Raw genomic sequence first — 23,652 nt, 5'->3', positions numbered from 1 at the left:
AACTAACCGGGGATGGGCTTTTCGCCCATTTTTTATTTGCAGCCATGGATGTGCACGAATTACTCGAAAGAACGGTCACCGGCCTCGGTTACGAACTGGTGGATGTCGAACGGAGTCCGCGTGGCCGTGTCTTGCGCGTCTTCATCGACAAGCCGGAGAAGCCGCGCGGGGTCGATGTCGAAGACTGTGCGCTGGTCAGCAACCAGTTGTCACGCGTCCTGACGGTCGAGGACGTCGACTATGATCGGCTGGAGGTTTCCTCGCCAGGAATCGACCGACCGCTGAAGAAGGAGGCAGACTTCGAACGTTTCGCCGCTTCCCAGGTTACCCTCAGGCTGCGTCTGCCCTTGAGCGGCCGGCGCAACTTCAGCGGTGTGCTGCTCGGCATGGTGGATGGCAAGGTGCGCCTGCAGTCCGATGCAGGCGAAATGGAGTTCGATCTGGGCAACATTGACCGGGCACGGGTGGTGCCCAGGTTCGACATGATGAAATCGGGCAGGAAACCGGTCTAGGAGGTAATTAGGAAATGAGCCGCGAAATCTTGCTGCTGGTGGATGTTCTGGCGCGTGAAAAGAACGTGACCAGGGACATCGTCTTCGGCGCGCTCGAAATGGCGCTGGCGTCGGCGACCAAGAAACGCATCCATGACGATGCCAACGTCCGCGTTGCGGTTGACCGCGAAACCGGTGATTTCGAGACTTTCCGCCGCTGGGAAGTGGTGGCCGATGCAGACTTCCTCGACCAGGAACAGCAGGTCCCGCTGTCCGAGGCACAGACGCAGGATCCCGAGGTCGAGATCGGCGATTACCTGGAAGAGGCGCTGGAGCCCATCGACTTCGGCCGGATTGGTGCACAGGCTGCCAAGCAGGTGATTCTCCAGAAGATTCGCGACGCCGAGCGGGAGCAGGTGCTGAGCGATTTCCTGGCGCGCAAGGAGCATCTGGTTACTGGAGCGATCAAGCGGATGGAGCGTGGCAACGCAATCATCGAAACCGGCAAGATGGAGGCACTGCTGCCGCGAGATCAGATGATTCCGCGCGAGAACCTGCGCATCGGTGATCGGGTCAAGGCTTATCTGCTGCGCATCGATCGTTCGGCACGCGGTCCGCAACTGATTCTGTCGCGTACGGCGCCGGAGTTCATCGTCCAGCTCTTCGCGCTGGAAGTGCCGGAAGTCGACGACGGCTTGCTGGAGATCAAGGCGGCTGCACGTGATCCCGGCATGCGCGCCAAGATCGCCGTCAAGTCGAACGATCAGCGCATCGATCCGATCGGTACCTGCGTCGGCATGCGCGGCTCGCGGGTGACGGCGGTGACCAATGAACTGGCAGGCGAACGGGTCGATATCGTGCTCTGGTCGGCCGATCCGGCGCAGTTCGTCGTTGGCGCGCTGGCCCCGGCGGAGGTGAGTTCGATCGTTGTCGACGAAGACAAGCACAGCATGGACGTGGTGGTCGACGAGCAGAACCTGGCGATCGCGATTGGCCGTGGTGGGCAGAATGTGCGCCTGGCTTCCGAGCTGACCGGCTGGACGATCAATCTGATGACCGAAGAAGAGTCGAAGACGCTGGTCGAGGCCGAGGCGGCAGCCATTCGCGTTCTCTTCATGGAAAAACTCGATATCGATGAGGAGGTGGCCAACATCCTCATCGAAGAGGGTTTCTCGACGCTCGAGGAAGTTGCCTACGTGCCCTTGCACGAGATGCTCGAGATCGAGGCATTCGATGAGGCAACCGTTCAGGAATTGCGCGAGCGGGCACGAAACGTACTGCTCACCGAGGCGATCGTCACCGAAGAAAAGATCGGCGAAGTGGCCGAGGACATGCTGGGTCTCGAAGGGATGGACAAGGCTCTGGCCGGCAAACTGGCCGGGAGCGGTATCAAGACGCGCGACGATCTCGCCGATCTGGCCGTCGACGAACTCATCGAGATGACCGGGATCGATGCGCCAAGAGCCAAACAATTGATTACCACGGCGCGTGCGCACTGGTTCGAGTAAGCGGGAAAGAGGAGTACATATGGCGCAAACAAGTGTTGCCCAATTCGCCACCCAGTTGAAAATGCCGGCTGGTTCGCTGCTCGAGCAATTGCAGAAGGCCGGAGTGGCCAAGAAGCAGGCCGATGATCTGCTGTCCGAGCAGGACAAGTCGAGGTTGCTCGACTATCTGCGGCGTTCGCATGGTCAGGCCGAGGCGAAGACCAAGATCACGCTGACGCGTAAGGAAACAACGGAGATCAGACAACAGGACTCGCACGGCAAATCGCATACCGTGCAGGTCGAAGTGCGCAAGAAGCGCGTCCTGGTGAAGCGGGATGCGGTCGACGGGCGTGCCGAGCCGCCCAGACAGGTGTCCGCAGCGGCTCCTGACGAGTTGCCGCTGGTCGAGCCGGTCGTCGAGGTGGCAAGGGAAGCGCCTGCTCCGGCGGTCGTCGAAGTCAAGGTCGAACCGGTCGTCGAGTTGCAGCAGGAAGCGGTGATCGAGGCAAAACCGGCGCCGGTCGCCGAGGTGATGCCGCCGCCAGTGGTCGAGGCGAAGCCGGAAACCGCGTTGCCGGAGGCCAAGGCGGGTGGCAAGAAGGTGGTGACGCGTGCCTCGATCATCGGCGAGGAACAGCAGCGGCTGCGCGCCGAAGAAGAGCGCCGTAACGCCGAGTTGCGCGCTCGTCAGGAAGCCGAATTCAAGAGCAAGCAACAGCGCAGCGCCGACCTCGCCCGGTTGAAGCAGGATGCGGAACAGAAGGCCGTCGCCGCCAAGGCAGCGGGCGCCGCCAAGCAGGTGGCCGCGCAGACGGCAAGCGACCGTCCGGCGGAAGACAAGACCCTGCACAAGCCGGCTGCAAAGCCGGCGACGACAGACAAGAAAGCGGCGGACAAGAAGGCGCCGGAAAAGAAGGTGGCCGACAAGAAAGGCCAGTGGAAGAGCGAAGGCGCCAACAAACGCCCCGGTCTGAAGACGCGCGGTGCAACCGGCGGCACGGGATGGCGCGACACCAAGCATGGCAAGCGGCCCGGTCGTGGTGGTGGCGACGAGGACGAGCAGCATTCCTTCCAGTTGCCGGTCGAGCCGGTGATCCACCAGGTCTATGTCCCGGAAACCATCTCTGTGGCGGAACTGGCGCACAAGATGGCGGTCAAGGCGACCGAAGTGATCAAGGCGCTGATGAAGATGGGTTCGATGGTGACCATCAACCAGGTGCTGGATCAGGAGACGGCGATGATCATCGTCGAAGAGATGGGTCACAAGGCGTTTGCCGCCAAGCTCGACGACCCCGATGCCTTCCTTGACGACAGCACGGTGGACCAGAAGGATGTTCCACTGGAGCCGCGCGCTCCGGTGGTCACCGTGATGGGGCACGTCGACCATGGCAAGACCTCGCTGCTCGACTACATTCGCCGGACGCGCGTCGCCAGTGGCGAGGCGGGCGGCATCACCCAGCACATCGGCGCCTATCATGTACAGACCGAACGCGGCATGGTGACTTTCCTCGACACGCCGGGTCATGAGGCCTTCACGGCGATGCGGGCACGTGGCGCCAAGGCGACCGACCTGGTCATTCTGGTCGTTGCGGCCGACGATGGCGTCATGCCGCAGACCCGCGAGGCGATTCATCACGCCAAGGCTGCCGGCGTGCCGATCGTCGTCGCTGTGAACAAGATCGACAAGCCTGGTGCACAACCGGAGCGGGTAAAACAGGAACTGGTCGGCGAACAGGTCGTGCCGGAGGAATACGGCGGCGAGGCGCCTTTTGTTGCCGTTTCGGCGAAGACCGGAGTCGGCATCGACGAGTTGCTGGAGAACGTGCTGCTGCAGGCCGAGGTGCTTGAATTGACGGCGCCACGGGAGGCGCCGGCGAAGGGCCTGATCATCGAGGCGCGCCTCGACCGCGGCCGCGGTCCGGTTGCGACCATGCTCGTCCTTTCGGGGACGCTGCGCCAGGGTGACGTGCTGCTTGCCGGACAGGTCTTCGGGCGGGTACGCGCCATGCTGGACGAGAACGGCAAGATCATCAAGGAAGCCGGTCCCTCGATCCCGGTCGAGATCCTGGGTCTGTCCGATGTGCCGGCGGCCGGGCAGGAAGCGGTGGTGCTGGCCGATGAGCGCAAGGCGCGCGAGATCGCGCTGTTCCGCCAGGGCAAGTATCGCGATGTCAAGCTGGCGACCAAGCAGGCGGCCAATCTGGAAAGCATTCTCGAACAGATGACCGAAGCCGAGGCCAAGGTCCTGGCGCTGATCATCAAGGCCGATGTCCAGGGTTCGCAGGAAGCGCTGGTGCAGTCGCTGCAGAAGCTGTCGACCGGTGAAGTCAAGGTCAACGTCATTCACGCGGCAGTGGGCGCGATCAGCGAGTCGGATGTGCACCTCGCGCAGGCTTCGAAGGCCGTGATCATCGGCTTCAACGCCCGCGCCGACGCCGGAGCGCGCAAGGCGGCTGAATCCGCCGGGGTCGACATCCGCTACTACAACATCATCTACGATGCGGTGGATGAGGTGAAGGCCGCGCTTTCCGGCATGCTGGCGCCGGAGAAACGGGAAGACATCACCGGTCTGGTCGAGATCAGGCAGGTCTTCCGCGCGACGAGGATCGGTACCATCGCCGGTTGCTACGTCCTCGAGGGTGTTGTCAAACGCAGTTCGCGCGCCCGCCTGCTGCGCAATCACATCGTTCTCTGGGATGGCGAGATCGAATCGCTCAAGCGCTTCAAGGAAGACGTCAAGGAGGTGCGTGGCGGCTTCGAATGCGGCCTGTCGCTGAAGAACTTCAGCGGTTACGTCGAGGGCGACCAGCTCGAGGTGTATGACGTGACGGAAGTTGCAAGGACGCTCTAGATGCCAGCAAAAACGGGTTTTTCGCGTCGCGACCGGGTTGCGGAGCAGATTCGCCGCGAGCTTGCGGACGTCATTGACAACGAGCTGCGGGACCCCCGCGTCGGCCTGATCAGCCTGACCGATGTCGAGGTGAGTCCGGACTATGCCCACGCCAAGGTGTTCTTCAGCAGCCTGGCCGGCAGCGCGACTCTCGACCAGGTGCAGGCGGGTCTGGAAAACGCTGCCGGATTCCTGCGCAGCGAGCTGGGCAAGCGCATCAGCATTCACATGACGCCGCAACTCCACTTCATCTTCGACCAGTCGCTGGAGCGTGGCGCCCAGCTCTCCAGGCTGATCAGCGAAGCAGCCGCAATCTCGGATCAGACCGATCAGCCCGATCCGCCCTGAGTTGAGCACCCGCAAGAGCTGGCGTCGGGTGGACGGCGTCCTGCTCCTCGACAAGCCGACCGGCATGTCGTCGAACGCGGCGCTGCAGGCCGCGCGTCGTCTCTTTGGCGCGGCCAAGGCGGGCCATACCGGTACCCTCGATCCGCTGGCCAGTGGTCTGCTGCCACTCTGTTTCGGTGCCGCGACCAGATTCTCGGTCGATCTGCTGGCGGCCGACAAGACCTACGAATGCGAAGTCGTTTTCGGCGTGTGCACCGACACCGGGGATTCGGATGGCGAGGTCGTCATGCGTTGCCCGGTCGATTTCGGACTGGCCGAGCTTGAGGCGGGGCTTGCCCGCTTCCGTGGAACCATTCGCCAGGTGCCGCCGATGTACTCGGCCTTGAAGCGAAACGGCAGGCCGCTTTACGAGCTGGCTCGGCGGGGCATCGAAGTCGAGCGCACGGCACGTACGGTCACCATACACGAATTGCGCCTGCTCGATTATTCGGGTGATCGCTGCCGCCTGCGGGTTGCGTGCAGCAAGGGCACCTATGTTCGCAGTCTGGCGGAAGACCTGGGTGATGCGCTTGGCGGCTGTGCGCATCTGGGCGCCCTGCGCCGGCTTGCCGTCGGCCCGCTGCGGATTGCCGACGCAGTCAGCTTGGATGCTCTCGCAGCGCAGGACGAGGAAGGGCGCCAGGCCTGGCTGCTGGCTCCCGATGCCCTGCTGCAGAGCCTGCCGGCAGTGTGGCTCGAGGTGGGTGAAGGGCAGCGCTTTGTCCATGGCAATCCGGTGAGTATCGGTGTGACCAGCGCGGGAGCCGGGCGTTGCCGGGTCTATGCCGGGGAGCGCCTGCTCGGTCTGGGCGAGGTCGACGCGGTGGGGACGCTGCAGCCACGGCGCGTTATTGGCGCCTGAGGCGCCAATAACGATGCAACGGACAGGCCTGGACAAGTCGGGAGCCTGATCGCGGCATCGCCCTGGCCAACGTTCCCATGATGGTCGCCGGCCGGTCCGCGGGCGGGGCTCGTTTTCCTTCGCAAAGCGCATGATTTAAGATTCAAATACGCGACGCGTTGTACTATGATGGGCACTTGGTCCGGAGTGGGATCCCGGATTCCGGAAAACAGAAGTTACAGCGAAAGAAGCGTCAGATGCCGGACTTGTCAGTGTGTCGGCTTGTGGCAGAGAACAGCCAGCGGACTCCGCGGGTCCGCCGCGCCGCGCTGTGCCCTGGTGTCGTTGACGCAGCGAGCTGCTCGGTGGCCAAATGCCGGTTCAAGCTTGTCGGCGTGCTTCCTGCGAGTCGATCCGGTGGCGATCACTGACCCTGCAATCACCAGTTGCCTCGACCTTGCGCAGCAACTCGCCGCAACAGAGCAGTTGCGCGTGCAGGCGAGGATCTTCGAGCGCAATGAGCAGGCGGTCGTGGTGACCGACAACGATGAGAGGATCCTGGCCAGCAATCAGGCATTCACCAGGCTTACCGGTTACGCGAGCGGCGAGGTCCTCGGCAAAACGGCAGCGATCCTGCTGACGCAAGGCGAACGGTCGTTGTTGCGTGCGAAGATCTGCGATGGCCTGGGGTCGGACGGCGAGTGGTCTGGCGAACTGGATTTTCGACGAGCGAACGGCGATGCCTTGCCGGTCTGGGCGGTGATCGTCGCCGCCAGGGATCCGGATGGCAAGGCGGGCAGCTACTGGCTCGTCTTTTCCGACATGACTGAACGGAAGGAGTCCGAGCGACAGATTTACCGCCTGGCCTACTATGATTCGCTGACCGCACTACCCAACCGGGATCTCTTCCGCCTGCTGCTCGACAAGCTGCTGAGCGCCGCGCAGCGCCGGCACACGCATGTCGCAGTGCTCTTTCTCGATCTCGATCGCTTCAAGCACATCGTCGATTCCTTCGGTCATACGCAGGCTGATTCGATTCTTCAGGAGGTGAGCAGCCGTCTTGCCGCAACGCTGCGCGAGCAGGATATCGTCGCGCGACTGGGTGGCGACGAGTTCGTCGTCGCCTTGCCCGATCTGATCCGTCGGGAGCAGGCCGGTCAGGTGGCGCGGAAAGTACTGGCTCGATTGGCTGAACCGTTCTTTCTCGAGCGGCATGAGATTCTGCTCTCGGCCAGCATCGGCATCAGCGTTTTTCCCGAGGACGGTCGCGACACCGAGAGCCTGCTCAAGAACGCCGAAGTGGCGATGTATCGTGCCAAGAAGCGCGGCAGCAACTCGCCCGTCTTCTATTCGCAGGAAATGAACCAGCGCTCGTTCGAGCAACTGAAGCTCGAGGGGGGACTGCGTCGTGCCAGCGAGCGTGGGGAGTTCCATCTGGTCTACCAGCCGCAGCTCGATCTCGTCAGCGGGTGCATTACTGGCGCCGAGGCGCTGCTCCGCTGGCAGCATCCCGACCACGGCCTGATCCCGCCGGCCGAGTTCATCCCGGTGGCCGAAGAAACCGGTCTGATCAACCCGATCGGCGAGTGGGTGATCGATACCGCCTGTCGACAGATTCGCGAATGGCAGGATTCGGGTCTGCCCGGTGTTCGTGTTGCGGTCAACCTGTCGGCCAGTCAGTTCAGTGCCTCATTGCCGAAAAAGGTGGTCGGCATCATCACCCGTCACGGGATTCCCAGCGATTCCCTGGATCTGGAGATCACCGAGAGCATGCTGATGCACAGCGCCGATTCGGTCGTCGCCATGATGCGTGCGTTTGGCGCGGCGGGAGTGCTGATGACTCTGGATGATTTCGGAACCGGCTACTCCAGTCTGTCCTACCTGAAGCGCTTCCCGATCGATCATCTGAAGATCGACCAATCCTTCGTGCGTGGCATTCCGGGTGATCGGGACGACTCGGCGATCGCACGGGCGATCATCGGCATGGCCCAGCATCTCCGGTTGTCGGTGATTGCCGAGGGCGTCGAGACCGCCTCCCAGATGGAGTTCCTACGCGGGGCGGGATGTGACGGCATACAAGGCTACTATTTCAGCCGGCCCCTGGTTGCCGGTGACTTCGCCGAACTCCTGCTGCAGACCAATCAGTGAATGCGCATCCCGCCGTGGCGTTTCCAGGCTTGCCTGCCGTCGCTCGTCGAAGGCCGCCAACAGCCCGACCCCCAACCCTGCGACTCTCGGAACACCCAAAAAAGGCTTGCACCGCTTCGGACGCTGTCTACACTGATAGCAGGCCAAGAGGTTTTCTGGGTCTGTGATTCACCAAGGAGAGCGATGATGAGCGGCGAGTTGTTGCGTGTGGTGATGGTTGCTGCTTCGACCTGTGCCTTTGCGGGGATGGCCGTCTCGGCCGAGCGCCTGGACATCGGGAAGCGCGAGTATGAGGCGAACTGCGTTGTCTGCCATGGCGTGAAGGGGAAAGGGGATGGGCCATTCAATGAATTCCTCAAGGTCAGGACACCTGATCTTTCCGTGCTCACGAAGAATAACGGTGGCCTGTTTCCGGTCAATCGAGTGCTTGAGGTGATCGATGGTCGCACCCAGGTGAAGGGCCACGGAACGCGCGAAATGCCGATCTGGGGTGATGTCTATGACGCCCAGGCGGTACCTCAGTTTGACGACTACGGCTACAACGCCAAGCTTTTTGTCTGGGCACGCACGCTGGCGCTGGTCGATTATCTGAGCCGCTTGCAGGTCAGGTAGGAAGTCACGATTTTCCGGGGACACCGGCAGCGGCGGGTGTCCTTCGACCCGACGCCAGGAGCGGCTGCTCCCCTGCTGTTCGGCTGGCCGGCTCGCGCGAATGTCGGAAAAGCAGTTCTCCGTCAGGCGCGGCATGTTGCGATGCGGTAGAATCGTGACTATGCTCTACCCGTTGCTACGCAACTTCTTTTTCGCGCTCGACCCGGAGACGGCACACGGCCTGGGTTTGTCGGGAGTCGACCTGCTCAAGACCGTGGGCGCCAGTTGCCTGCTCTCCGGTGAGGTGCCGACCGACCCGGTAGAGGTGATGGGACTTACCTTCCCCAACCCGGTCGGTCTGGCTGCCGGTCTGGACAAGAATGGTGAGCACATCGACGCGCTGGCCGCGCTCGGTTTCGGATCGATCGAGATTGGTACGGTCACGCCACGTGCGCAGCCGGGCAATCCCAAGCCGCGGCTGTTCCGCGTTCCCGAGCGACAGGCGATCATCAATCGCATGGGTTTCAACAACGACGGCGTGGACCGGTTGCTGGCCAATGTCTCAACCTCGCGGTTCGCGCGTTCGGGGGGAATTCTCGGCATCAATATCGGCAAGAACTTTGACACGCCGATCGACCGGGCGGCGGACGATTACCTGATCTGCCTCGACCGCGTCTATCAGGTGGCGAGCTATGTCACGGTGAACATCTCCAGCCCGAATACCAGGAATCTGCGCGAACTGCAGCAGGATGCCGCGCTCGCTGCGCTGCTCGGCAGTCTGAAAACCACCCAGGCCAGGCTGACCGACCGGCATGGCCGGTATGTGCCGCTGGCCCTCAAGATTGCTCCCGATCTCGACGAGCTACAGATTCAGGCGATTGCCGACCTGCTGCGCCGGCACCACATGGACGCGGTCATTGCCACCAATACCACGCTCTCGCGGACGGGGGTCGAGGGTCGGGCCAACTCGGAAGAGGCAGGTGGCTTGTCGGGAGCACCGCTCCTGGCCATGTCGAATGCCGTCGTGCGGCAACTGGCCGCTCGTCTGGCCGGCGAAGTGCCGATCATCGGCGTCGGTGGCATCATGAGCGGTGCTGATGCGGCGGCCAAGGTTGCGGCAGGTGCCTGTCTGGTGCAGTTCTACACCGGTTTCATCTACCGTGGGCCGGCGCTGGTCGGCGAAGCGGTCGCCGCAATTGCCCGCCAGCGGCGTGACTGACCCGGCATGGCGGTACTGACAACGTGGTTGAACGCTCTGATCTGACAGGCGATAATCACGTGGCGGTGGACCGCGCTGCCTCCTGCCCCCACGAACCATGACCCACTACCTGTTCATCCTTGTCGGCGCAGTCCTGGTCAATAACGTCGTCCTGGTCAAGATTCTCGGACTGTGCCCGTTCATGGGCGTCTCCAAGAAACTGGAAACGGCGTTCGGCATGGGCGCGGCGACGACTTTCGTGCTCACCGTCGCTACCGGTGCCAGCTATGTCATCGACCACTATCTGCTGCTTCCTTTCGGGCTCGAGTACCTGCGTACGCTGTCCTTCATCGTCACCATCGCGGCCATCGTCCAGTTGACCGAAATGGTGATCCAGAAGACCAGCCCCTTGCTGCATCAGGTGCTTGGCATCTACCTGCCCTTGATCACCACCAACTGCGCGGTGCTCGGTGTCCCGCTGCTGAACATTGCCAACAAGCATGATTTCGTCGAGTCGCTGCTGTTCGGTGCCGGCAGCGCCATCGGCTTCTCGCTGGTTCTCGTGCTTTTCGCCGGTATCCGCGAGCGTGTCGAGGGGGCAGATGTGCCGAGCCATTTCCGGGGAGCGGCGATTGCCATGGTGACCGCCGGCCTGATGAGCCTGGCTTTCATGGGCTTCGCCGGACTGGACAAGTATCAATGATCACCGCCCTGGTGATCATGGCGCTTGGCGCCGTCGTCCTCGGTGCCGCGCTGGGCTATGCATCGATCCGCTTCAAGGTCGAGGGTGATCCGCTGGTCGAAAAGATCGAGGCGATCCTGCCGCAGACGCAATGTGGTCAATGTGGCTATCCCGGCTGCAAACCCTACGCCGCGGCCATCTCGGCCGGCGAGGCGGAGATCAACCTCTGTCCGCCTGGTGGAATGGATGGCGTGCGCAAGCTGGCCGATCTGCTCGGTCGCGAGGTCAAGCCGCTGCAGGCCGAAGAGAAACCGAAACAGGTGGCGATCATCGACGAACAGACCTGCATTGGCTGTACCCTGTGCATCCAGGCGTGTCCGGTCGATGCCATCGTCGGCGCCGCCAAACAGATGCATACCATCATCGAGCCGCTGTGCACCGGCTGCGAACTGTGCGTCAAACCCTGCCCGGTCGAATGCATTCACATGCAACCGATCGCCGAGAATCTCGACAACTGGAAGTGGAAGTACCCGGTGATCGAAATCAAGCGTGCTGCCTGAGACGAACGGGATGCTGGCGCAACTGTTCGGTTTCAAGGGGGGGGTCAAACCACAGACCAACAAGACGCCATCGGTGCAGCAGCCGATTGGCGTGGCGCCGTTGCCACCACGTCTGTTCGTTCCCTTGCATCAGAGTATCGGTGGCGCACCCAACCCACTGGTGCAGGCCGGCGAGCGTGTTCGCAAGGGGCAGTTGATCGGGGGGGCCGACGGCTGGGTGTCGGCTGCGGTGCATGCGCCAACCTCCGGTACGGTGCTGGCCATCGAACAGCATGTCGCCGCGCACCCGTCCGGTTTGCCGACCCTCTCTGTGGTCATCGAGGCGGATGGTCTCGACGAGTGGATCGACCGTAGACTGATCGATCACCGCAGTCTGGCGCCCGAACGCGTGCGGGAGATCCTGCGCGACGCGGGTGTCGTCGGCCTCGGGGGCGCGGCCTTTCCCAGCCATGCCAAGCTGACCCCGGCGCGGGCGGTGCCGGTGGAGCATCTGGTGATCAACGGTGCCGAGTGTGAGCCGTTCATGACCTGCGACGACATGCTGATGCGTGAGCGCGCCGAGGAAATCGTCCGTGGAATCGCCATCTTTCGCGACTTGCTGGCCGCCCGGCAGGTGCTGATCGGCATCGAGGACAACAAGCCGGAAGCGATCGCCGCAATGCAGGAAGCCGTGCGGCGGCTGGCCGAGGATTACGCGGTGGTTGGCGTTCCGACGCGTTATCCGGCGGGTGGCGCGAAGCAGCTCATCCGCGTCCTGACCGGCAAGGAAGTTCCCGCCAGCAAGCGCTCGACCGAACTCGGGGTGCAGTGTTTCAACGTGGCCACCGTGTACACAGCCTATCGTGCGCTGGCCCACGGCGAGCCGGTTGTCTCGCGCATCGTCACCCTGACCGGCAACGTCAGACAGCCGCGCAACTGGGACGTCCGGCTCGGCACACCGATGTGCGACGTGGTGGCGCTCGGCGCGCCGATGGCGGACACCAGTTGTTATCTGATGGGTGGGCCGATGATGGGCTTCGAGATACCGGATCTCGCCATACCGGTGGTCAAGGCGACCAACTGCATCATAGCCGGTTCGCCGAAGCTGTTTCCGCCAAATCCGCCGGAGATGCCGTGCATCCGTTGCGGTGCCTGCGCCGAGGCCTGTCCGCACGAATTGCAGCCCTTCGAGTTGTACTGGTTCTCACGAGCCCGCAACTTTGGCAAGACGCAGGAATACCACATCTTCGACTGCATCGAGTGTGGCTGCTGCAGCTACGTCTGTCCGTCGCACATCCCTCTGGTGCAGTATTTCCGTTTCGCCAAGAGTGAAATCTGGTCGCGCGAGCGGGAGAAGAATGCCGCTGACGCGGCGAAGGCACGTTTCGAACTGCGCAATGCGCGCGAAGAGCGTGAACAGGCCGAGAAAGCTGAACGGTTGGCCAAGGCCGCTGCGGCGCGGACGACCGAGCGCAAGGTGCCGTCCGCCGGCCCAGTGGCTCCGGATGGTCAGCCAGCGGTCGCCGACTTTGTCGCGGTGTCACCGACCAGCGATGCCGAGGCGATCAAGAAGGCAGCGATTGCCGCGGCAATGGAAAGGGCTCGCGCTCAGCGCGAGCTCGCTCAGCCGAGAAACACCGAGCAACTGAACGCCGAGCAGCGACGTCAGATTGCCGCCGTCGAAGCGCGCCGGGCGGCGGCCCGGGCTGCGCCGGCGGTGGAGCCGGACATCCCGTCGGCAGTGCCGGCAAGCCCGCCACGGGTGGGCGAGTGATGGGTTTCACGACGCCGCCCTATCTGCTTGCCGACGTCAGTGTCCGGCGCGTCATGCTGCAGGTGTTGCTCGGCCTGCTGCCGGGCATCGCCGCCTACGTCTGGCTGATCGGCCCGAGCATCGTCATGCAGCTGCTCATTGCCACCTTGGCGGCGCTGTTTGGTGAAGCGCTGATGCTCTGGCTGCGCGGCAAGCCGCTGATGCTTTTCCTGACCGATGGCAGCGTGATCGTAACCGCCTGGCTGATTGCCCTGGCTTTTCCGCCGCTGGCTCCCTGGTGGTTGGTCGTACTCGGTACGCTGTTTGCCGTCGTCGTTGCCAAGCACCTCTATGGCGGGCTTGGCCAGAATCCCTTCAACCCGGCCATGGTTGCCTTTGCCGTCTGCATCGTTTCCTTTCCCGCCCTGATGTCGCAATGGCCGGCGCTGGGTTTGCAGCTGACCTGGGTCGGGCAGTTCGAGATCATTGCCGGGCTCGCTCCGCGGATCGACGTGATGACTGGCGCGACGCCGCTCGATGCGATCAAGACGGCGCTGAAGCTCGGCGAGGGCACAGTGGATGTCCCGACGCTGCTGGCAACCCAGGAAGTCTTCGGCAACTTCGCCGGTCGCGGCTGGGAGTGGGTCAGTGCCGGCTACCTGCTCGGCGGTCTGTGGTTGTGGCAGAGGAAGATCGTCAGCTGGCACGCTCCCCTGGCCTTTATCGGTGGTCTCTCGCTGCTGGCTGCCATGCTCTGGGCCTGGAACCCGCTGCAGTTTGCCAGTCCGCTGTTTCATCTGTTTTCGGGCGGCTCGATGCTGGGTGCCTTCTTCATCGTCACCGATCCGGTTTCCGGCTGCACGACGGTCAAGGGCAAGCTGATCTTCGGTTTTTCGGCGGGCGTCATCGCCTACACGATACGTGTCTTCGGCGGTTACCCGGACGGGGTTGCCTTTGCCGTGCTGCTGCTCAATCTGTGCGTGCCGCTGATCGACATGTATACCCAGCCGCCGATCTTCGGCATGAAGAACGAGAAATGACACCTCTGCTCAGGGCACCCAGTGCAGCGCGCATGGCCTTGCGGACGGCGATCATCCTGCTGGTATTCGTGGTCGCCTTCACCAGTCTGCTGGCCGCTGCCTACCTGTGGACGCGGCCAGCGATCGACGCGGCGGCGGCAGCCGAGAAGATGAAGCTGATCGGCGAGGTTCTGCCGGCTGATCTCTACGACAACGAACTGCTCAGCGACAGTCGGCAACTGGCACCGAGCGTGGCGCTCGGACTTGACGAGGAATCGACGGCCTATCTGGCACGCAAGGGTGGCAAGCCCAGCGCACTGGTTTTCGAAGCGGTGGCGCCCGACGGCTACTCGGGCCGGATCCGCCTGCTGCTGGCGGTTGCTGCCGATGGGACGCTGCTCGGTGTGCGCGTCACGCAGCACAAGGAAACACCCGGTCTCGGTGACTACATCGAGCCACGCAAGGACAAGAACAAGGAGCGGCCGTGGATCAGGCAATTTGACGGCCTCGCGCTGGCGCTGGTTGCCGACCGCGAGTGGCGGGTCCGCAAGGACGGTGGGCGTTTCGACTCGGTGGCCGGCGCGACGATCACGCCGCGCGCCGTGATCAAAGCGGTACACAAGGCCTTGCAGTACGTTGCGGAGAATCGTCAGCAACTCTTCGCAGCCAGTCAGGGAGGAAGCAGATGATCAGTCGCGAAGAATTCAGCCAGATCCGGGATAACGGGATCTGGCAGCAGAATACCAGCCTAGTACAAATCCTCGGCCTCTGCCCGCTGCTGGCGGTGACCACCAATCTGGTCAATGGCGTCATGCTCTCGCTGGCGACGATCATCGTCATGGCGATCGCCAACGTCGCCGTCGCTGCGCTGCGCAACCTCATCCCGCATGAGATTCGCATTCCGGTCTTCATCCTGATCGTCGCCGCACTGGTCACGGTGGTCGATCTGATCTTCAACGCGCAGTTCCACGAACTCTACCGGGTGCTCGGCATCTTCATCCCGCTGATCGTTACCAACTGCATCGTGCTGGCCCGGGTGGAGGCCTTTGCCAACAAGAATCCGCCGCTGCAATCCGCCTTCGACGGTCTCTTCATGGGCGTCGGCATGCTGTGGACGCTGGCCCTGCTCGGCGGGTTGCGCGAACTGATCGGTGGCGGCACGCTGTTTTCCGGGATCGACATGGTCTTTCCGGCCCTGCTGCCGCTGCAGTTGCTGCCGGCCAACTATCCTGGCCTGTTGCTTGCCATGCTGCCGCCCGGGGCTTTCATCCTGCTCGGCTGTCTGATTGCCTGGAAGAACTGGGTCGAGACGCGTGCCGCCGCCCGCCACGCGGGGCCAGGCTCACATCAGGCGCCACCGGTGGTCGTCAGCGACAGCGTTTGAGTCTCGGGTGGAAGGGTCGAACATGGAAGGCGCCCGGCGCCACGAGATTTTTGCCCGGCTGCGCGCGGTCAATCCCCGACCGACTACCGAACTCGAGTATGCAACGCCCTTCCAGTTGCTGATCGCGGTGATCCTGTCGGCCCAGGCCACCGACAAGAGTGTCAATCTGGCGACCCGCCAACTCTTCGCTCAGGCGCCGACAGCGCAGGCGATGCTGGCGCTTGGTGAAAGCGGCGTGGCCAGCTACATCAACCGCATCGGCCTCTGGCAGGCCAAGGCGAGGAACGTCATCGCCACCTGTCGGCAACTGCTTGCCTTGCATGGCGGCGAGGTGCCAGGCGAGCGCGCAGCGCTCGAGGCGCTGCCGGGCGTTGGTCGCAAGACGGCCAACGTGGTGCTGAACACCGCTTTCGGAGAGGCGACGATCGCCGTCGACACGCACATCTTCAGGCTGGCCAACCGCACCGGCCTGGCGCCGGGCAAGACGCCATGGGCGGTCGAGCAGGCGCTGTTGCAGGTCGTGCCGGAGGAGTTCCGACAATCCGCGCATCACTGGCTGATCCTGCACGGACGCCATGTCTGCAAGGCGCGCCGGCCGGAGTGCTGGCGCTGCGCGATTGCCGACCTGTGTGCCTACCCGGAGAAAAGCGGCGACCCGCTGGGCCCGGCCTGATGGGCAGCATGGCCAGTGCGCTGCTGGCCGGCAACGAGGCGTCGCCCTCGTTGGCCGAGGCGGCGCTCAGGCGGGCGTTGGAGAAATGCGGAGAAAGCCGGGTCAACGGTGTGCTGCTCTTCCTGACCGCCGAATTCGCCCGGCACGCGCAGCCTGCGCTCAACGCGGTCGCCCGTGCGGCATGCTGTACCGAGGTGGCAGGGGGTATGGCGGCCGGCGTGTTCACCGAGGATGGCTGGGTGCTCGATCGTCCCGCCGCCGCGGTCCTGGTTTTTTCCGGCAACTTTTCACTCGCTCATTGTTCACCCGACGGGGCGGGCAGCGCAGCGATTCTCAGTTATTTCGGCGGCGCCTTTCCCGGCCACTGGAACGCAGCGGGAAGATGGCGTTTCGGAGGCAGTTTTGCCGGCCAACCGGGACAGGTCGAAGAGGTCGCCTGGCAGCACGGCCGCCTGGTGCGACAGTGCAGTGTGCAAATGTGCGGGGCCCGGGTCGACATCGGCGTCTCGAGTGGCTGGCGACTGCTCGGCGGAGCGTTCCAGGTGGCCGGCGACGGGGCTTACGAGTTGCGCACGGTGGCCGGTGCGAGTGCGCTCGATCATCTGCGGCGCCATCTTCCGTCGCAGAATGCTAGCGACGCCCGTCTGCCGCTCGCTTCGCTCTGCGCGGTGCTGGCGGACGATCCCGGCTGGCTGGGTACTGATGGAGCGCCGGAACGAGGCTTCGCGGTTGGTCGCTGTGAGCCGGTGGCAATCGTCGCCGCCAATGCGGATGGCTCGCTCACCCTGGCGCGGCGCATCCCGCCCGGAAAGTATCTGGCCTGGGCGATGCGCACGCCGCAGAGCAGCGCGGCAGACATGCGCCGCAGTGTCGCCGGCCTGGCGGCCGCAGCGCCCGGTCCGGCGGCCGCCATAGTCTTCTCGTGCATCGGTCGCGGGCCCTATCATTATGGTGACGAGGACCGCGACATTGCCTGTCTGCGCGAGCGTTTTCCCACGCTACCCCTGATCGGCAGCTATGGCACCGGACAGATTGCTCCCGCTGCGGCCGGCGCCACCCGTCTGATGCACAACACGGTCGTCACTGCCCTGATCAGCCATCCCAGCCGGAGTGCCGATGTTCAACCCGACTCGTGAACAAGTGCGACAGTTCTTCTGTCAGGCCTGGCGGAAGTACCGCGAGCGCGCCATCCTTGAAGGTGCCGAGGTGACGGCGGCCGACCTGATCCTGCATCATCCCGAGTACCACGCGCTGCTCGAGGACCCGGCGAGCGCGCTCGAGCAGGAGTTTACGCCGGAGATCGGCCAGATGAACCCGTTCCTTCACCTGTCATTGCATCTGGCCGTTGCCGAGCAGGTCAGCATCGACCAGCCGCCGGGTATTCGCGCCGCCTACCAGGCGCTGCGCGCCCGTTTCGACGTGCATGAGGCCGAGCACGCGATTCTCGAATGCCTGGGCGAAACGATCTGGCGTGCCCAGCGGCACGGCGTGGCGATGGACGGCGCTGCTTATCTGGAATGCGTACGGCGCGTGGCCGGACTCTGAGCTGCCGTCCGCCTCCCGGCGCCGGGTCCGGGCACCTGCCCAGGGGATAAGCGAAAGCGGCTGTTGCCAAGCGCGTGTTCGAAAAAAAACCGGCCTGTGCAGGCCGGTTCATGGTTTTCTCCCGCAGGCGGTCAGCCGATCCGGCGGCGGCGCAAGGCACCCAGGCCGGCCAGGCCGATCCCCAGCAGCGCCAGGGAAGCCGGCTCGGGTACGTCATTGCTGGCCAGGCCGACAACGCCTACGGTCAAGCCGTGCCAGTATTCGGACGTGTCCGTGAAGGAGATTGATGTGTAAACTCCCGGCAAGCGGATTACGCCGTGGACTTCGCCATTGCCGAAGAAACCGGTGCCGGTACCGTTGAGGATCGGTGTTCCGTTGCCCCAGTATCCGTTGCCGAAGCTGAGGATTTCGATCGGCACGCCGAAGTCGACTGTGTTGCCGTTCCAGCTCACCAGGGCGATCAGCGGATCCTGTACCGCCTGTGAGAAGGCGATCGTCTTCAAACCGCCAGCGTTGAGGGCAATGATGTCGGCGGCGGGCGGTGCATTATCGACCACGGCGCTGGTGTAGGGGGAGGACGGGTTCCAGTAGTCGATGCCGCCGCTCGTCTGAGCAAAAGTGTACGCGCCACTGAAGGCTACACTCACGCTGCTTGCTCCGACCTGCAATGAGCCTATGACACCCGGGCTGGCAGTTGACTCGCTGGTCCAGTCGGTCCAGCTGACCGGGGCAGCCGCCGCCACGGACGAGGCCACGGCCAGTGCCGGGAGCAGAGCGCTACAAAGTTTGTTGATCATTTTGTTCTCCATGAAGAGGTGGAAGCTGAATTCCATGATTTGGCGGTCGACCGTGCCGGGTTCAGAAGCACCGTTGTCACCCCATCGCTTTCGAGCTCAGCGCATGGTCGGAGCTGCTTGTCGACCTGCCACTGGAGACGCTCGATCCGAGAGACCGAAAAGGCCGTCCTCGTTGGAATAAAAGCAATTCATGTGCCATGATTTTAATCATATAATTTAATTTATTAATTGATACTCCCGTCGGCTGGAGTGTAAAACGTACCGACAATCGATCGCGTGACTCAGAACAGGGAGCGCGCCCGAACAACCGAACATCGGGCGGCGCCAGGCGGCGGATGGTCGGAGAAGCGATCTGGCCAATCGCCGCGAGAGTGCGAGGCCGGTATTGCCGCTTTTCGCGTAGAATCGGCGGCTCTTCGGGAGGTCAAACCACCATGCGCTTTTCCGGATCCGACACCTACGTCACCACCCGCGACCTGACCCTGGCGGTCAATGCGGCGATTACCCTGCAGCGACCCCTGCTCATCAAGGGCGAGCCGGGAACCGGCAAGACCATGCTTGCCGAGGAAGTTGCCGCCGCGCTCCGTCTGCCGCTTTTTCAGTGGCACATCAAGTCGACCACCAAGGCGCAACAGGGGCTCTATGAGTACGATGCGGTTTCGCGCCTGCGTGATTCGCAGCTTGGCGAGGCGAAGGTGGCCGACATCGGCAGCTACATCGTCAAGGGGGTGCTCTGGCAGGCGTTCGAGTGCGAGACCCAGTCAGTGGTGCTGATCGACGAAATCGACAAGGCCGACATCGAGTTTCCCAATGACCTGCTGCGCGAGCTCGATCGCATGGAGTTCTTCGTTTACGAGACTCGCCAGAATGTCCGCGCGCGTCACCGGCCGGTCGTCTTCATCACTTCGAACAACGAAAAGGAACTGCCGGACGCCTTCCTGCGGCGCTGCTTCTTCCATTACATCAGGTTTCCCGACAAGGAGACGATGCAGCGGATCGTCGACGTCCATTTCCCCGGTCTGAAGCCGGCCCTGTTGCGCGAGGCGCTCGAAGTCTTCTTCGAACTGCGCGAAATTCCGGGATTGAAGAAGAAGCCCTCGACCTCGGAGCTGCTCGACTGGCTCAAGCTCCTGCTGGCCGAGGACATTCCGCCGGAAGTTCTGCGCAGCAAGGAGCAGAAGGCGGCCATTCCACCGCTGCACGGGGCACTGCTGAAGAACGAGCAGGACGTACACCTGTTCGAGCGTCTGATCTTCATGGCGCGTCACAATCGCTGAAGCGCAGGCCAGTCCGTTGCGCTGAATGCCCGGACCACATCGACCGACCACGACGATGCTGATCGACTTTTTCCTGCACCTCAAGGCGAGCCGTCTGCCGGTCTCGCTCAAGGAGTTCCTCGCCCTGCTCGAAGCCCTGCGGGAACACGTCGTCGAGCACAGCATCGACGACTTCTATGTCCTGTCGCGCGCCGTTCTGGTCAAGGACGAAACCCATTTCGACAAGTTCGACCGCGCCTTCGGCGAATACTTCAGAGGCGTCGAGACGCTGCCGGGAATGGATGTGCTGATTCCCGAAGAGTGGTTGCGCCAGGCGGTGAAGCGGCACCTGAGCGCTGCCGAGCGCGCGCAACTGGAAAAGCTCGGCTGGGACAAACTGATGGAAACCTTCAAACAGCGTCTGGCCGAGCAGAAGGAGCGGCACTCGGGGGGGAGCAAGTGGATTGGCACTGGCGGCACATCGCCCTTCGGACATGGTGGAACCCATCCCGAAGGAATCCGGGTCGGCGGCAGGAGCGAGAACCGCTCGGCGGTCAAGGTCTGGGAGAAGCGTGAGTACCGCAATCTCGACGACACGATTGAACTCGGCACACGCAACATCAAGCTTGCGCTGCGTCGCCTGCGCCGCTTTGCGCGCGAAGGCGCGCCCGCAGAACTGGACCTCGAGGGTACCATCGCCGGTACCGCGCGCAACGCCGGCTGGCTCGACCTCAAACTGCGTCCCGAACGTCACAATGCCGTCAAGGTCCTCCTGCTGCTCGACATCGGGGGCTCGATGGACGATCACATCCGTGTCTGCGAGGAACTCTTTTCCGCCTGCCGGAGCGAGTTCAAACATCTCGAACACTATTACTTTCACAACTGCGTTTACGATCATCTGTGGCAGGACAACCGCCGCCGGCACAGCGAACGCATCCACACGCGGGACGTGCTGCACAAGTATGGCAACGACTACAAGCTGATCTTCGTCGGTGACGCCGCGATGAGTCCGTATGAACTCCTGCAGCCCAACGGCAGCATCGAATTCAACAACGTCGAACCCGGTGTTGCGTGGTTGCGCCGCCTGGCCGATACCTGGCCACACACGATCTGGCTCAACCCCGAATCGGAACATTCGTGGCAGTACCGGCAATCGACTTCGCTGATCTACAATTTGCTGGGTGGCCGCATGTTTCCGCTGACACTCGACGGGCTCGAGCGGGGAATGCGTTTGCTCAGCAAGTAGGCGGCTCGCCCATCGCGGCAGGCGAGGACGGCGGGTTTCCCGCAACTGCCTGCGGTCGACCGCACCGGAGGGCGGCGGTGGGCACTGCGGGCGAGGTGCCCGGCAATGCCGAGTTTTGCCCGGTTTGAGGCAGCGGCTTCCGGTCGCGGCCGATCACCCGCTGGTGGCTGTAGTCGGCCGCTGCCGGGCGGCCTAGCGTGCCGCGCACCAGAAGATAGTCCACGAAGGTCTGCGTGTAGCTGAGATAGGTATTCACGCTGTGGCCCGCCTGGTGGGCCTGGGCGAGCTTGGTGTAGCCGTCGCCGCCGGTTGCCAGGTAGTCGCTTGTCACCAGGGTGTAGGTGCGATCCGCTTCGATCGGACGCCAGGAGTCGCTGCCCTTCAGCTTCACCTCGACCTGGCTGAACCGGCTGCCCGGCGCTTTCGACAGGTCGAGCTGCCAACGCAGGCCGGCGGCGTAGGGATGCGAGCCATCCGATCCGCCGCGGTCGAGGTGGTTGCCGACCGCCTCTTCCAGCACTTCGACCACCTGACGGCCGCTGAGCTGTACTTCGAAAAGCACGTTGCTGTACGGTAAAACGGTGTAGGCGCTGCTGAACGTGACCTCGCCCCGGGGCAGCGGCGTACGGATGCCGCCTGCATTCTGCAGGGCAAGGTCGGCCAGTTTGCTGGCCTGGCGGTAAGCCTCGGCGACTGCCTGGGCGATATCGCTGCCGCGCGCCAGCGTGTTGGCTCGTTCACAGCCGGCGACACCGCTGCTGCGGTTGGTCGACTCGCCGGGAACTCGCACCAGGCAGAGCGATTCGCTGGCGATGCCGATCTTCTGCCGTTTCATGTCATCGAGGCGGCCCGCGAAGCGCGCGAGTTCTGCCTGGGCAGTCGGGTCGGGGATGACGACCCGCGCGCCGGACCCCGGCAGGCGCTCGAGGATTGCCCCACGCGTTACCGCGTCCACCGCGACGAAGTTGCCGCTGGCGTCCTTTCGGCGGAAGTCGTCGCCGATCGGCAAGCTCGCTTCGCCACCGCAGGCGAGCACTGCCGCATGCTCGTCGAAGCGGACCTTGAGCAAGCCGAAGAGCTTGGCGTACTCCCAGGCCTGGGCGATGCAGACCGGTTCGCCGTTGCGGTTGCTGACCAGCGTGGGATAGGGACCCGAGGAGGCGGTGATGCCGATCCCCGAAAAATCCCCGAGCAGCGTGTGCGAATCGCCGCCGATGATCACGTCGACGTCGGTCAGGCGTGCGGCCATCGCCTTGTCCGCCTCGTAGCCCTGGTGAGTGACCAGGATGATGTGCCGGATGCCCCTGGCTCGCAGCACGTCGATCGTTTTCTGCGCGGTGTCCATCTCGTCGAGGAAGCGGGTGCCGGGCAGCGGTCGCGAGGAATTCATCGTCTTGCCGCGCACCTCGATTCCGATGATGCCCACCGTTACGTCGTCGAACTGCCTGAGCACAAAGGGCTGCAGGTAGTCGTTGCTGGTCTGCGGCGCGAGCGGGGAGCCGACGGCCGGCTCGACGTTGGCGGCCAGAACGGCGGTCTGGCAGGGGCCGCTGCGCAGGTGGTCGAGAAAGCGCCGCAGGCCCGCATCGCCCTCGTCGAACTCGTGGTTGCCCAACTCGAAAACGTCGAAACAGACCGTGTTCATCAGCGCTGCGTCGGCCTCGCCGTTATACAGCGTGTGGTAGAGGGTGCCGGTCATCGCGTCACCGGCATGTATTTTCAACAGGTTGGAGCGCTGTGCGTTGGCCTTGAACAAGGCCGCCAGGCGCGGAAAGCCGCCAGTTTCAACGCGGGTCGGCACCCCGTCGAGCACCAGTTCAAAATCACGATGGGGTTCGAGATTGGAGTGATGGTCGTTGATATGGGCGATACTGAGTTCGAGGCCGGGGGCGGCAACGGGCTGTGGCGCACCAGTCCGGCAAGCGCTCAGTCCCAGGGTGAGGCCGAACAAGCCGGCCGACAGAAGGAAGGGGAGGATGGCTTGGCGCATGGCAACAGATCCGAAGTTGGCGAAGGGAGTCAGTGAAGCTTGACGGGATGAGCGACAGCATAAACCTTGCCGACCACTGCGTCAGGATTGTACGGGGCGTGATGCTTGTACCGGCCACGCCGGCCTTTTCCGTGCGTAGCGCGCTGCGGTTACGGGTTGCGTCCCGCCGGTGCGGCCACCAGCGATCTCTCTTACCACCTATCATGTTTCGGCCCCCTGAAAGAACTTGGGAAGAGGCAGTGCGCCGGCAGCGCGTCTCAAGAGAAGGCGGATGCCGCGTTTGAACCAGGAAAGGGCGCTGCGATAGGCTTTGCGGACACTCCAATGGTTGGGGTCGGTCTGCTCACGGGCTTTTTTTCAGTGGCGGTGGGATTGCAGCGGGCGTCCTCCTGCCCGGCCTGAACACACCAGTACATGGCCAGCGCCATGATCAGGATAAGGCAATCGAGACGCTTGGGCGCTGCGAGTTTCGTGTTAGACCCAAGCGGTAATGTCCGGTCTGTGCCAAGCAGTAATGTCCGCTTCAGGAGGAAGCGGAGATGGCGCAGATGGAGATCGGGTTGAACGAACGGGAACTGAAATGGCATGGGGTGTTGGAGCGGCTAAAATCTGGTGGGTTGAGCCAGGTTGCAGCGGCCGGGGAATTGGGGCTGTCGGTCCGGCAGGTCAGACGCCTGCAGCGCCGCTTGGAGATGGCGGGCGCGGCCGGGCTGCGCTCGGCCCGCCGGGGCAAGA

At 63.4% G+C, this 23,652-nt stretch carries 22 protein-coding genes; 20 read left to right on the top strand and 2 right to left on the bottom strand.

The features are described 5' to 3' along the window. The first annotated feature begins 44 nt into the window (after positions 1–44). From rimP to JNK99_RS02740, 17 genes are all read left to right on the top strand, one after another. A complete protein-coding gene (gene rimP / locus JNK99_RS02820; RefSeq protein ID WP_291848304.1) occupies positions 45–512 on the top strand; it encodes a ribosome maturation factor RimP in 468 nt (155 codons plus the stop codon). A gap of 14 nt (positions 513–526) precedes the next feature. Continuing rightward, positions 527–1,999, top strand: a complete 1,473-nt coding sequence (nusA, locus tag JNK99_RS02815; RefSeq protein ID WP_291848301.1) for a transcription termination factor NusA — start codon at positions 527–529, stop codon at positions 1,997–1,999. Between the two features lie 19 nt (positions 2,000–2,018). After that, positions 2,019–4,829 carry a translation initiation factor IF-2 gene (gene infB, locus JNK99_RS02810; protein ID WP_291848299.1) on the top strand — a complete coding sequence of 937 codons (2,811 nt, stop codon included), beginning with the start codon at positions 2,019–2,021 and terminating at the stop codon, positions 4,827–4,829. Next, entirely contained in the window at positions 4,830–5,216 is a 387-nt protein-coding gene (rbfA, locus tag JNK99_RS02805) for a 30S ribosome-binding factor RbfA (protein ID WP_291848297.1), read from the top strand. It abuts the gene before it with no gap. A 1-nt stretch (position 5,217) separates the two neighbouring features. Next, a complete protein-coding gene (gene truB, locus JNK99_RS02800; RefSeq protein WP_291848296.1) occupies positions 5,218–6,117 on the top strand; it encodes a tRNA pseudouridine(55) synthase TruB in 900 nt (299 codons plus the stop codon). A gap of 396 nt (positions 6,118–6,513) precedes the next feature. Continuing rightward, entirely contained in the window at positions 6,514–8,244 is a 1,731-nt protein-coding gene (locus tag JNK99_RS02795; RefSeq protein ID WP_291848293.1) for an EAL domain-containing protein, read from the top strand. A 186-nt stretch (positions 8,245–8,430) separates the two neighbouring features. After that, on the top strand, positions 8,431–8,856 hold the full coding sequence (locus JNK99_RS02790; protein WP_291848290.1) for a cytochrome c: 426 nt from the start codon (positions 8,431–8,433) through the stop codon (positions 8,854–8,856). Positions 8,857–9,007: 151 nt separating this feature from the next. Then, positions 9,008–10,054 (top strand): quinone-dependent dihydroorotate dehydrogenase, encoded by a 1,047-nt coding sequence (locus tag JNK99_RS02785; protein WP_291848335.1) that lies wholly within the window; start codon positions 9,008–9,010, stop codon positions 10,052–10,054. Between the two features lie 97 nt (positions 10,055–10,151). Then, on the top strand, positions 10,152–10,736 hold the full coding sequence (gene rsxA / locus JNK99_RS02780) for an electron transport complex subunit RsxA (protein WP_291848286.1): 585 nt from the start codon (positions 10,152–10,154) through the stop codon (positions 10,734–10,736). After that, positions 10,733–11,275 (top strand): electron transport complex subunit RsxB, encoded by a 543-nt coding sequence (gene rsxB / locus JNK99_RS02775; protein ID WP_291848283.1) that lies wholly within the window; start codon positions 10,733–10,735, stop codon positions 11,273–11,275. Before rsxA ends, rsxB begins: the two co-directional genes overlap by 4 nt. 10 nt (positions 11,276–11,285) lie before the next feature. Beyond that, the gene (rsxC, locus tag JNK99_RS02770) at positions 11,286–13,028 is read left to right on the top strand and encodes an electron transport complex subunit RsxC (protein WP_291848333.1); all 1,743 of its coding nucleotides are present in this window, start codon (positions 11,286–11,288) and stop codon (positions 13,026–13,028) included. Then, positions 13,028–14,047: an RnfABCDGE type electron transport complex subunit D gene (locus JNK99_RS02765; RefSeq protein WP_291848281.1), complete on the top strand. Its 1,020-nt coding sequence runs from the start codon at positions 13,028–13,030 to the stop codon at positions 14,045–14,047. The genes rsxC and JNK99_RS02765 overlap by 1 nt, the downstream gene beginning before the upstream one ends. After that, a complete protein-coding gene (gene rsxG, locus JNK99_RS02760) occupies positions 14,044–14,715 on the top strand; it encodes an electron transport complex subunit RsxG (RefSeq protein ID WP_291848278.1) in 672 nt (223 codons plus the stop codon). The genes JNK99_RS02765 and rsxG overlap by 4 nt, the downstream gene beginning before the upstream one ends. Then, complete coding sequence (locus JNK99_RS02755; RefSeq protein ID WP_291848275.1) at positions 14,712–15,410, top strand: electron transport complex subunit E; 699 nt, start codon at positions 14,712–14,714, stop codon at positions 15,408–15,410. Before rsxG ends, JNK99_RS02755 begins: the two co-directional genes overlap by 4 nt. Before the next feature lie 22 nt (positions 15,411–15,432). Continuing rightward, a complete protein-coding gene (gene nth / locus JNK99_RS02750) occupies positions 15,433–16,083 on the top strand; it encodes an endonuclease III (RefSeq protein ID WP_291848272.1) in 651 nt (216 codons plus the stop codon). An 8-nt stretch (positions 16,084–16,091) separates the two neighbouring features. Then, positions 16,092–17,219 (top strand): FIST C-terminal domain-containing protein, encoded by a 1,128-nt coding sequence (locus tag JNK99_RS02745; protein WP_291848269.1) that lies wholly within the window; start codon positions 16,092–16,094, stop codon positions 17,217–17,219. Continuing rightward, positions 17,200–17,628, top strand: coding sequence for a DUF1841 family protein (locus tag JNK99_RS02740; protein WP_291848266.1), 429 nt, complete (start codon positions 17,200–17,202; stop codon positions 17,626–17,628). Before JNK99_RS02745 ends, JNK99_RS02740 begins: the two co-directional genes overlap by 20 nt. A 131-nt stretch (positions 17,629–17,759) precedes the next feature. Here the strand turns inward: JNK99_RS02740 and JNK99_RS02735 are convergent, their stop codons facing one another. Beyond that, on the bottom strand, positions 17,760–18,425 hold the full coding sequence (locus JNK99_RS02735) for a PEP-CTERM sorting domain-containing protein (RefSeq protein WP_291848263.1): 666 nt from the start codon (positions 18,423–18,425) through the stop codon (positions 17,760–17,762). A 434-nt stretch (positions 18,426–18,859) separates the two neighbouring features. Between JNK99_RS02735 and JNK99_RS02730 the strand changes: the two genes are divergently transcribed. Both JNK99_RS02730 and JNK99_RS02725 read left to right on the top strand, forming a co-directional pair. Further along, a complete protein-coding gene (locus JNK99_RS02730) occupies positions 18,860–19,702 on the top strand; it encodes a MoxR family ATPase (protein ID WP_291848261.1) in 843 nt (280 codons plus the stop codon). 55 nt (positions 19,703–19,757) lie between these two features. After that, positions 19,758–20,927, top strand: a complete 1,170-nt coding sequence (locus JNK99_RS02725) for a VWA domain-containing protein (protein WP_291848258.1) — start codon at positions 19,758–19,760, stop codon at positions 20,925–20,927. Here JNK99_RS02725 and JNK99_RS02720 read toward each other — a convergent pair. After that, complete coding sequence (locus JNK99_RS02720; protein ID WP_291848255.1) at positions 20,917–22,917, bottom strand: 5'-nucleotidase C-terminal domain-containing protein; 2,001 nt, start codon at positions 22,915–22,917, stop codon at positions 20,917–20,919. The genes JNK99_RS02725 and JNK99_RS02720 overlap by 11 nt on opposite strands. Positions 22,918–23,456: 539 nt before the next feature. Between JNK99_RS02720 and JNK99_RS02715 the strand changes: the two genes are divergently transcribed. Continuing rightward, on the top strand, positions 23,457–23,652 hold a 196-nt coding region (locus tag JNK99_RS02715; RefSeq protein ID WP_291848253.1), incomplete at its 3' end, for a helix-turn-helix domain-containing protein.

The organism is Accumulibacter sp., assembly GCF_016789985.1.
In the GTDB taxonomy this organism is placed as follows: Bacteria; Pseudomonadota; Gammaproteobacteria; order Burkholderiales; family Rhodocyclaceae; genus Accumulibacter.
Note: the sequence above shows the minus strand (reverse complement) of the source record. Positions and strands in the feature narration are given on the sequence as shown.

Bases quoted from the DNA above. Each gene is read 5' to 3' on its own strand.
- rbfA (WP_291848297.1), top strand. From the start codon at position 4,830: ATGCCAGCAAAAACGGGTTTTTCGCGTCGCGACCGGGTTGCGGAGCAG.
- JNK99_RS02735 (WP_291848263.1), bottom strand. From the start codon at position 18,425: ATGATCAACAAACTTTGTAGCGCTCTGCTCCCGGCACTGGCCGTGGCC.
- nth (WP_291848272.1), top strand. From the start codon at position 15,433: ATGGAAGGCGCCCGGCGCCACGAGATTTTTGCCCGGCTGCGCGCGGTC.
- rsxA (WP_291848286.1), top strand. From the start codon at position 10,152: ATGACCCACTACCTGTTCATCCTTGTCGGCGCAGTCCTGGTCAATAAC.
- JNK99_RS02740 (WP_291848266.1), top strand. From the start codon at position 17,200: ATGTTCAACCCGACTCGTGAACAAGTGCGACAGTTCTTCTGTCAGGCC.
- rsxB (WP_291848283.1), top strand. From the start codon at position 10,733: ATGATCACCGCCCTGGTGATCATGGCGCTTGGCGCCGTCGTCCTCGGT.
- JNK99_RS02790 (WP_291848290.1), top strand. From the start codon at position 8,431: ATGAGCGGCGAGTTGTTGCGTGTGGTGATGGTTGCTGCTTCGACCTGT.
- JNK99_RS02730 (WP_291848261.1), top strand. From the start codon at position 18,860: ATGCGCTTTTCCGGATCCGACACCTACGTCACCACCCGCGACCTGACC.
- rimP (WP_291848304.1), top strand. From the start codon at position 45: ATGGATGTGCACGAATTACTCGAAAGAACGGTCACCGGCCTCGGTTAC.
- nusA (WP_291848301.1), top strand. From the start codon at position 527: ATGAGCCGCGAAATCTTGCTGCTGGTGGATGTTCTGGCGCGTGAAAAG.
- JNK99_RS02725 (WP_291848258.1), top strand. From the start codon at position 19,758: ATGCTGATCGACTTTTTCCTGCACCTCAAGGCGAGCCGTCTGCCGGTC.
- JNK99_RS02720 (WP_291848255.1), bottom strand. From the start codon at position 22,917: ATGCGCCAAGCCATCCTCCCCTTCCTTCTGTCGGCCGGCTTGTTCGGC.
- JNK99_RS02755 (WP_291848275.1), top strand. From the start codon at position 14,712: ATGATCAGTCGCGAAGAATTCAGCCAGATCCGGGATAACGGGATCTGG.
- rsxC (WP_291848333.1), top strand. From the start codon at position 11,286: ATGCTGGCGCAACTGTTCGGTTTCAAGGGGGGGGTCAAACCACAGACC.
- infB (WP_291848299.1), top strand. From the start codon at position 2,019: ATGGCGCAAACAAGTGTTGCCCAATTCGCCACCCAGTTGAAAATGCCG.
- JNK99_RS02745 (WP_291848269.1), top strand. From the start codon at position 16,092: ATGGCCAGTGCGCTGCTGGCCGGCAACGAGGCGTCGCCCTCGTTGGCC.
- rsxG (WP_291848278.1), top strand. From the start codon at position 14,044: ATGACACCTCTGCTCAGGGCACCCAGTGCAGCGCGCATGGCCTTGCGG.
- JNK99_RS02765 (WP_291848281.1), top strand. From the start codon at position 13,028: ATGGGTTTCACGACGCCGCCCTATCTGCTTGCCGACGTCAGTGTCCGG.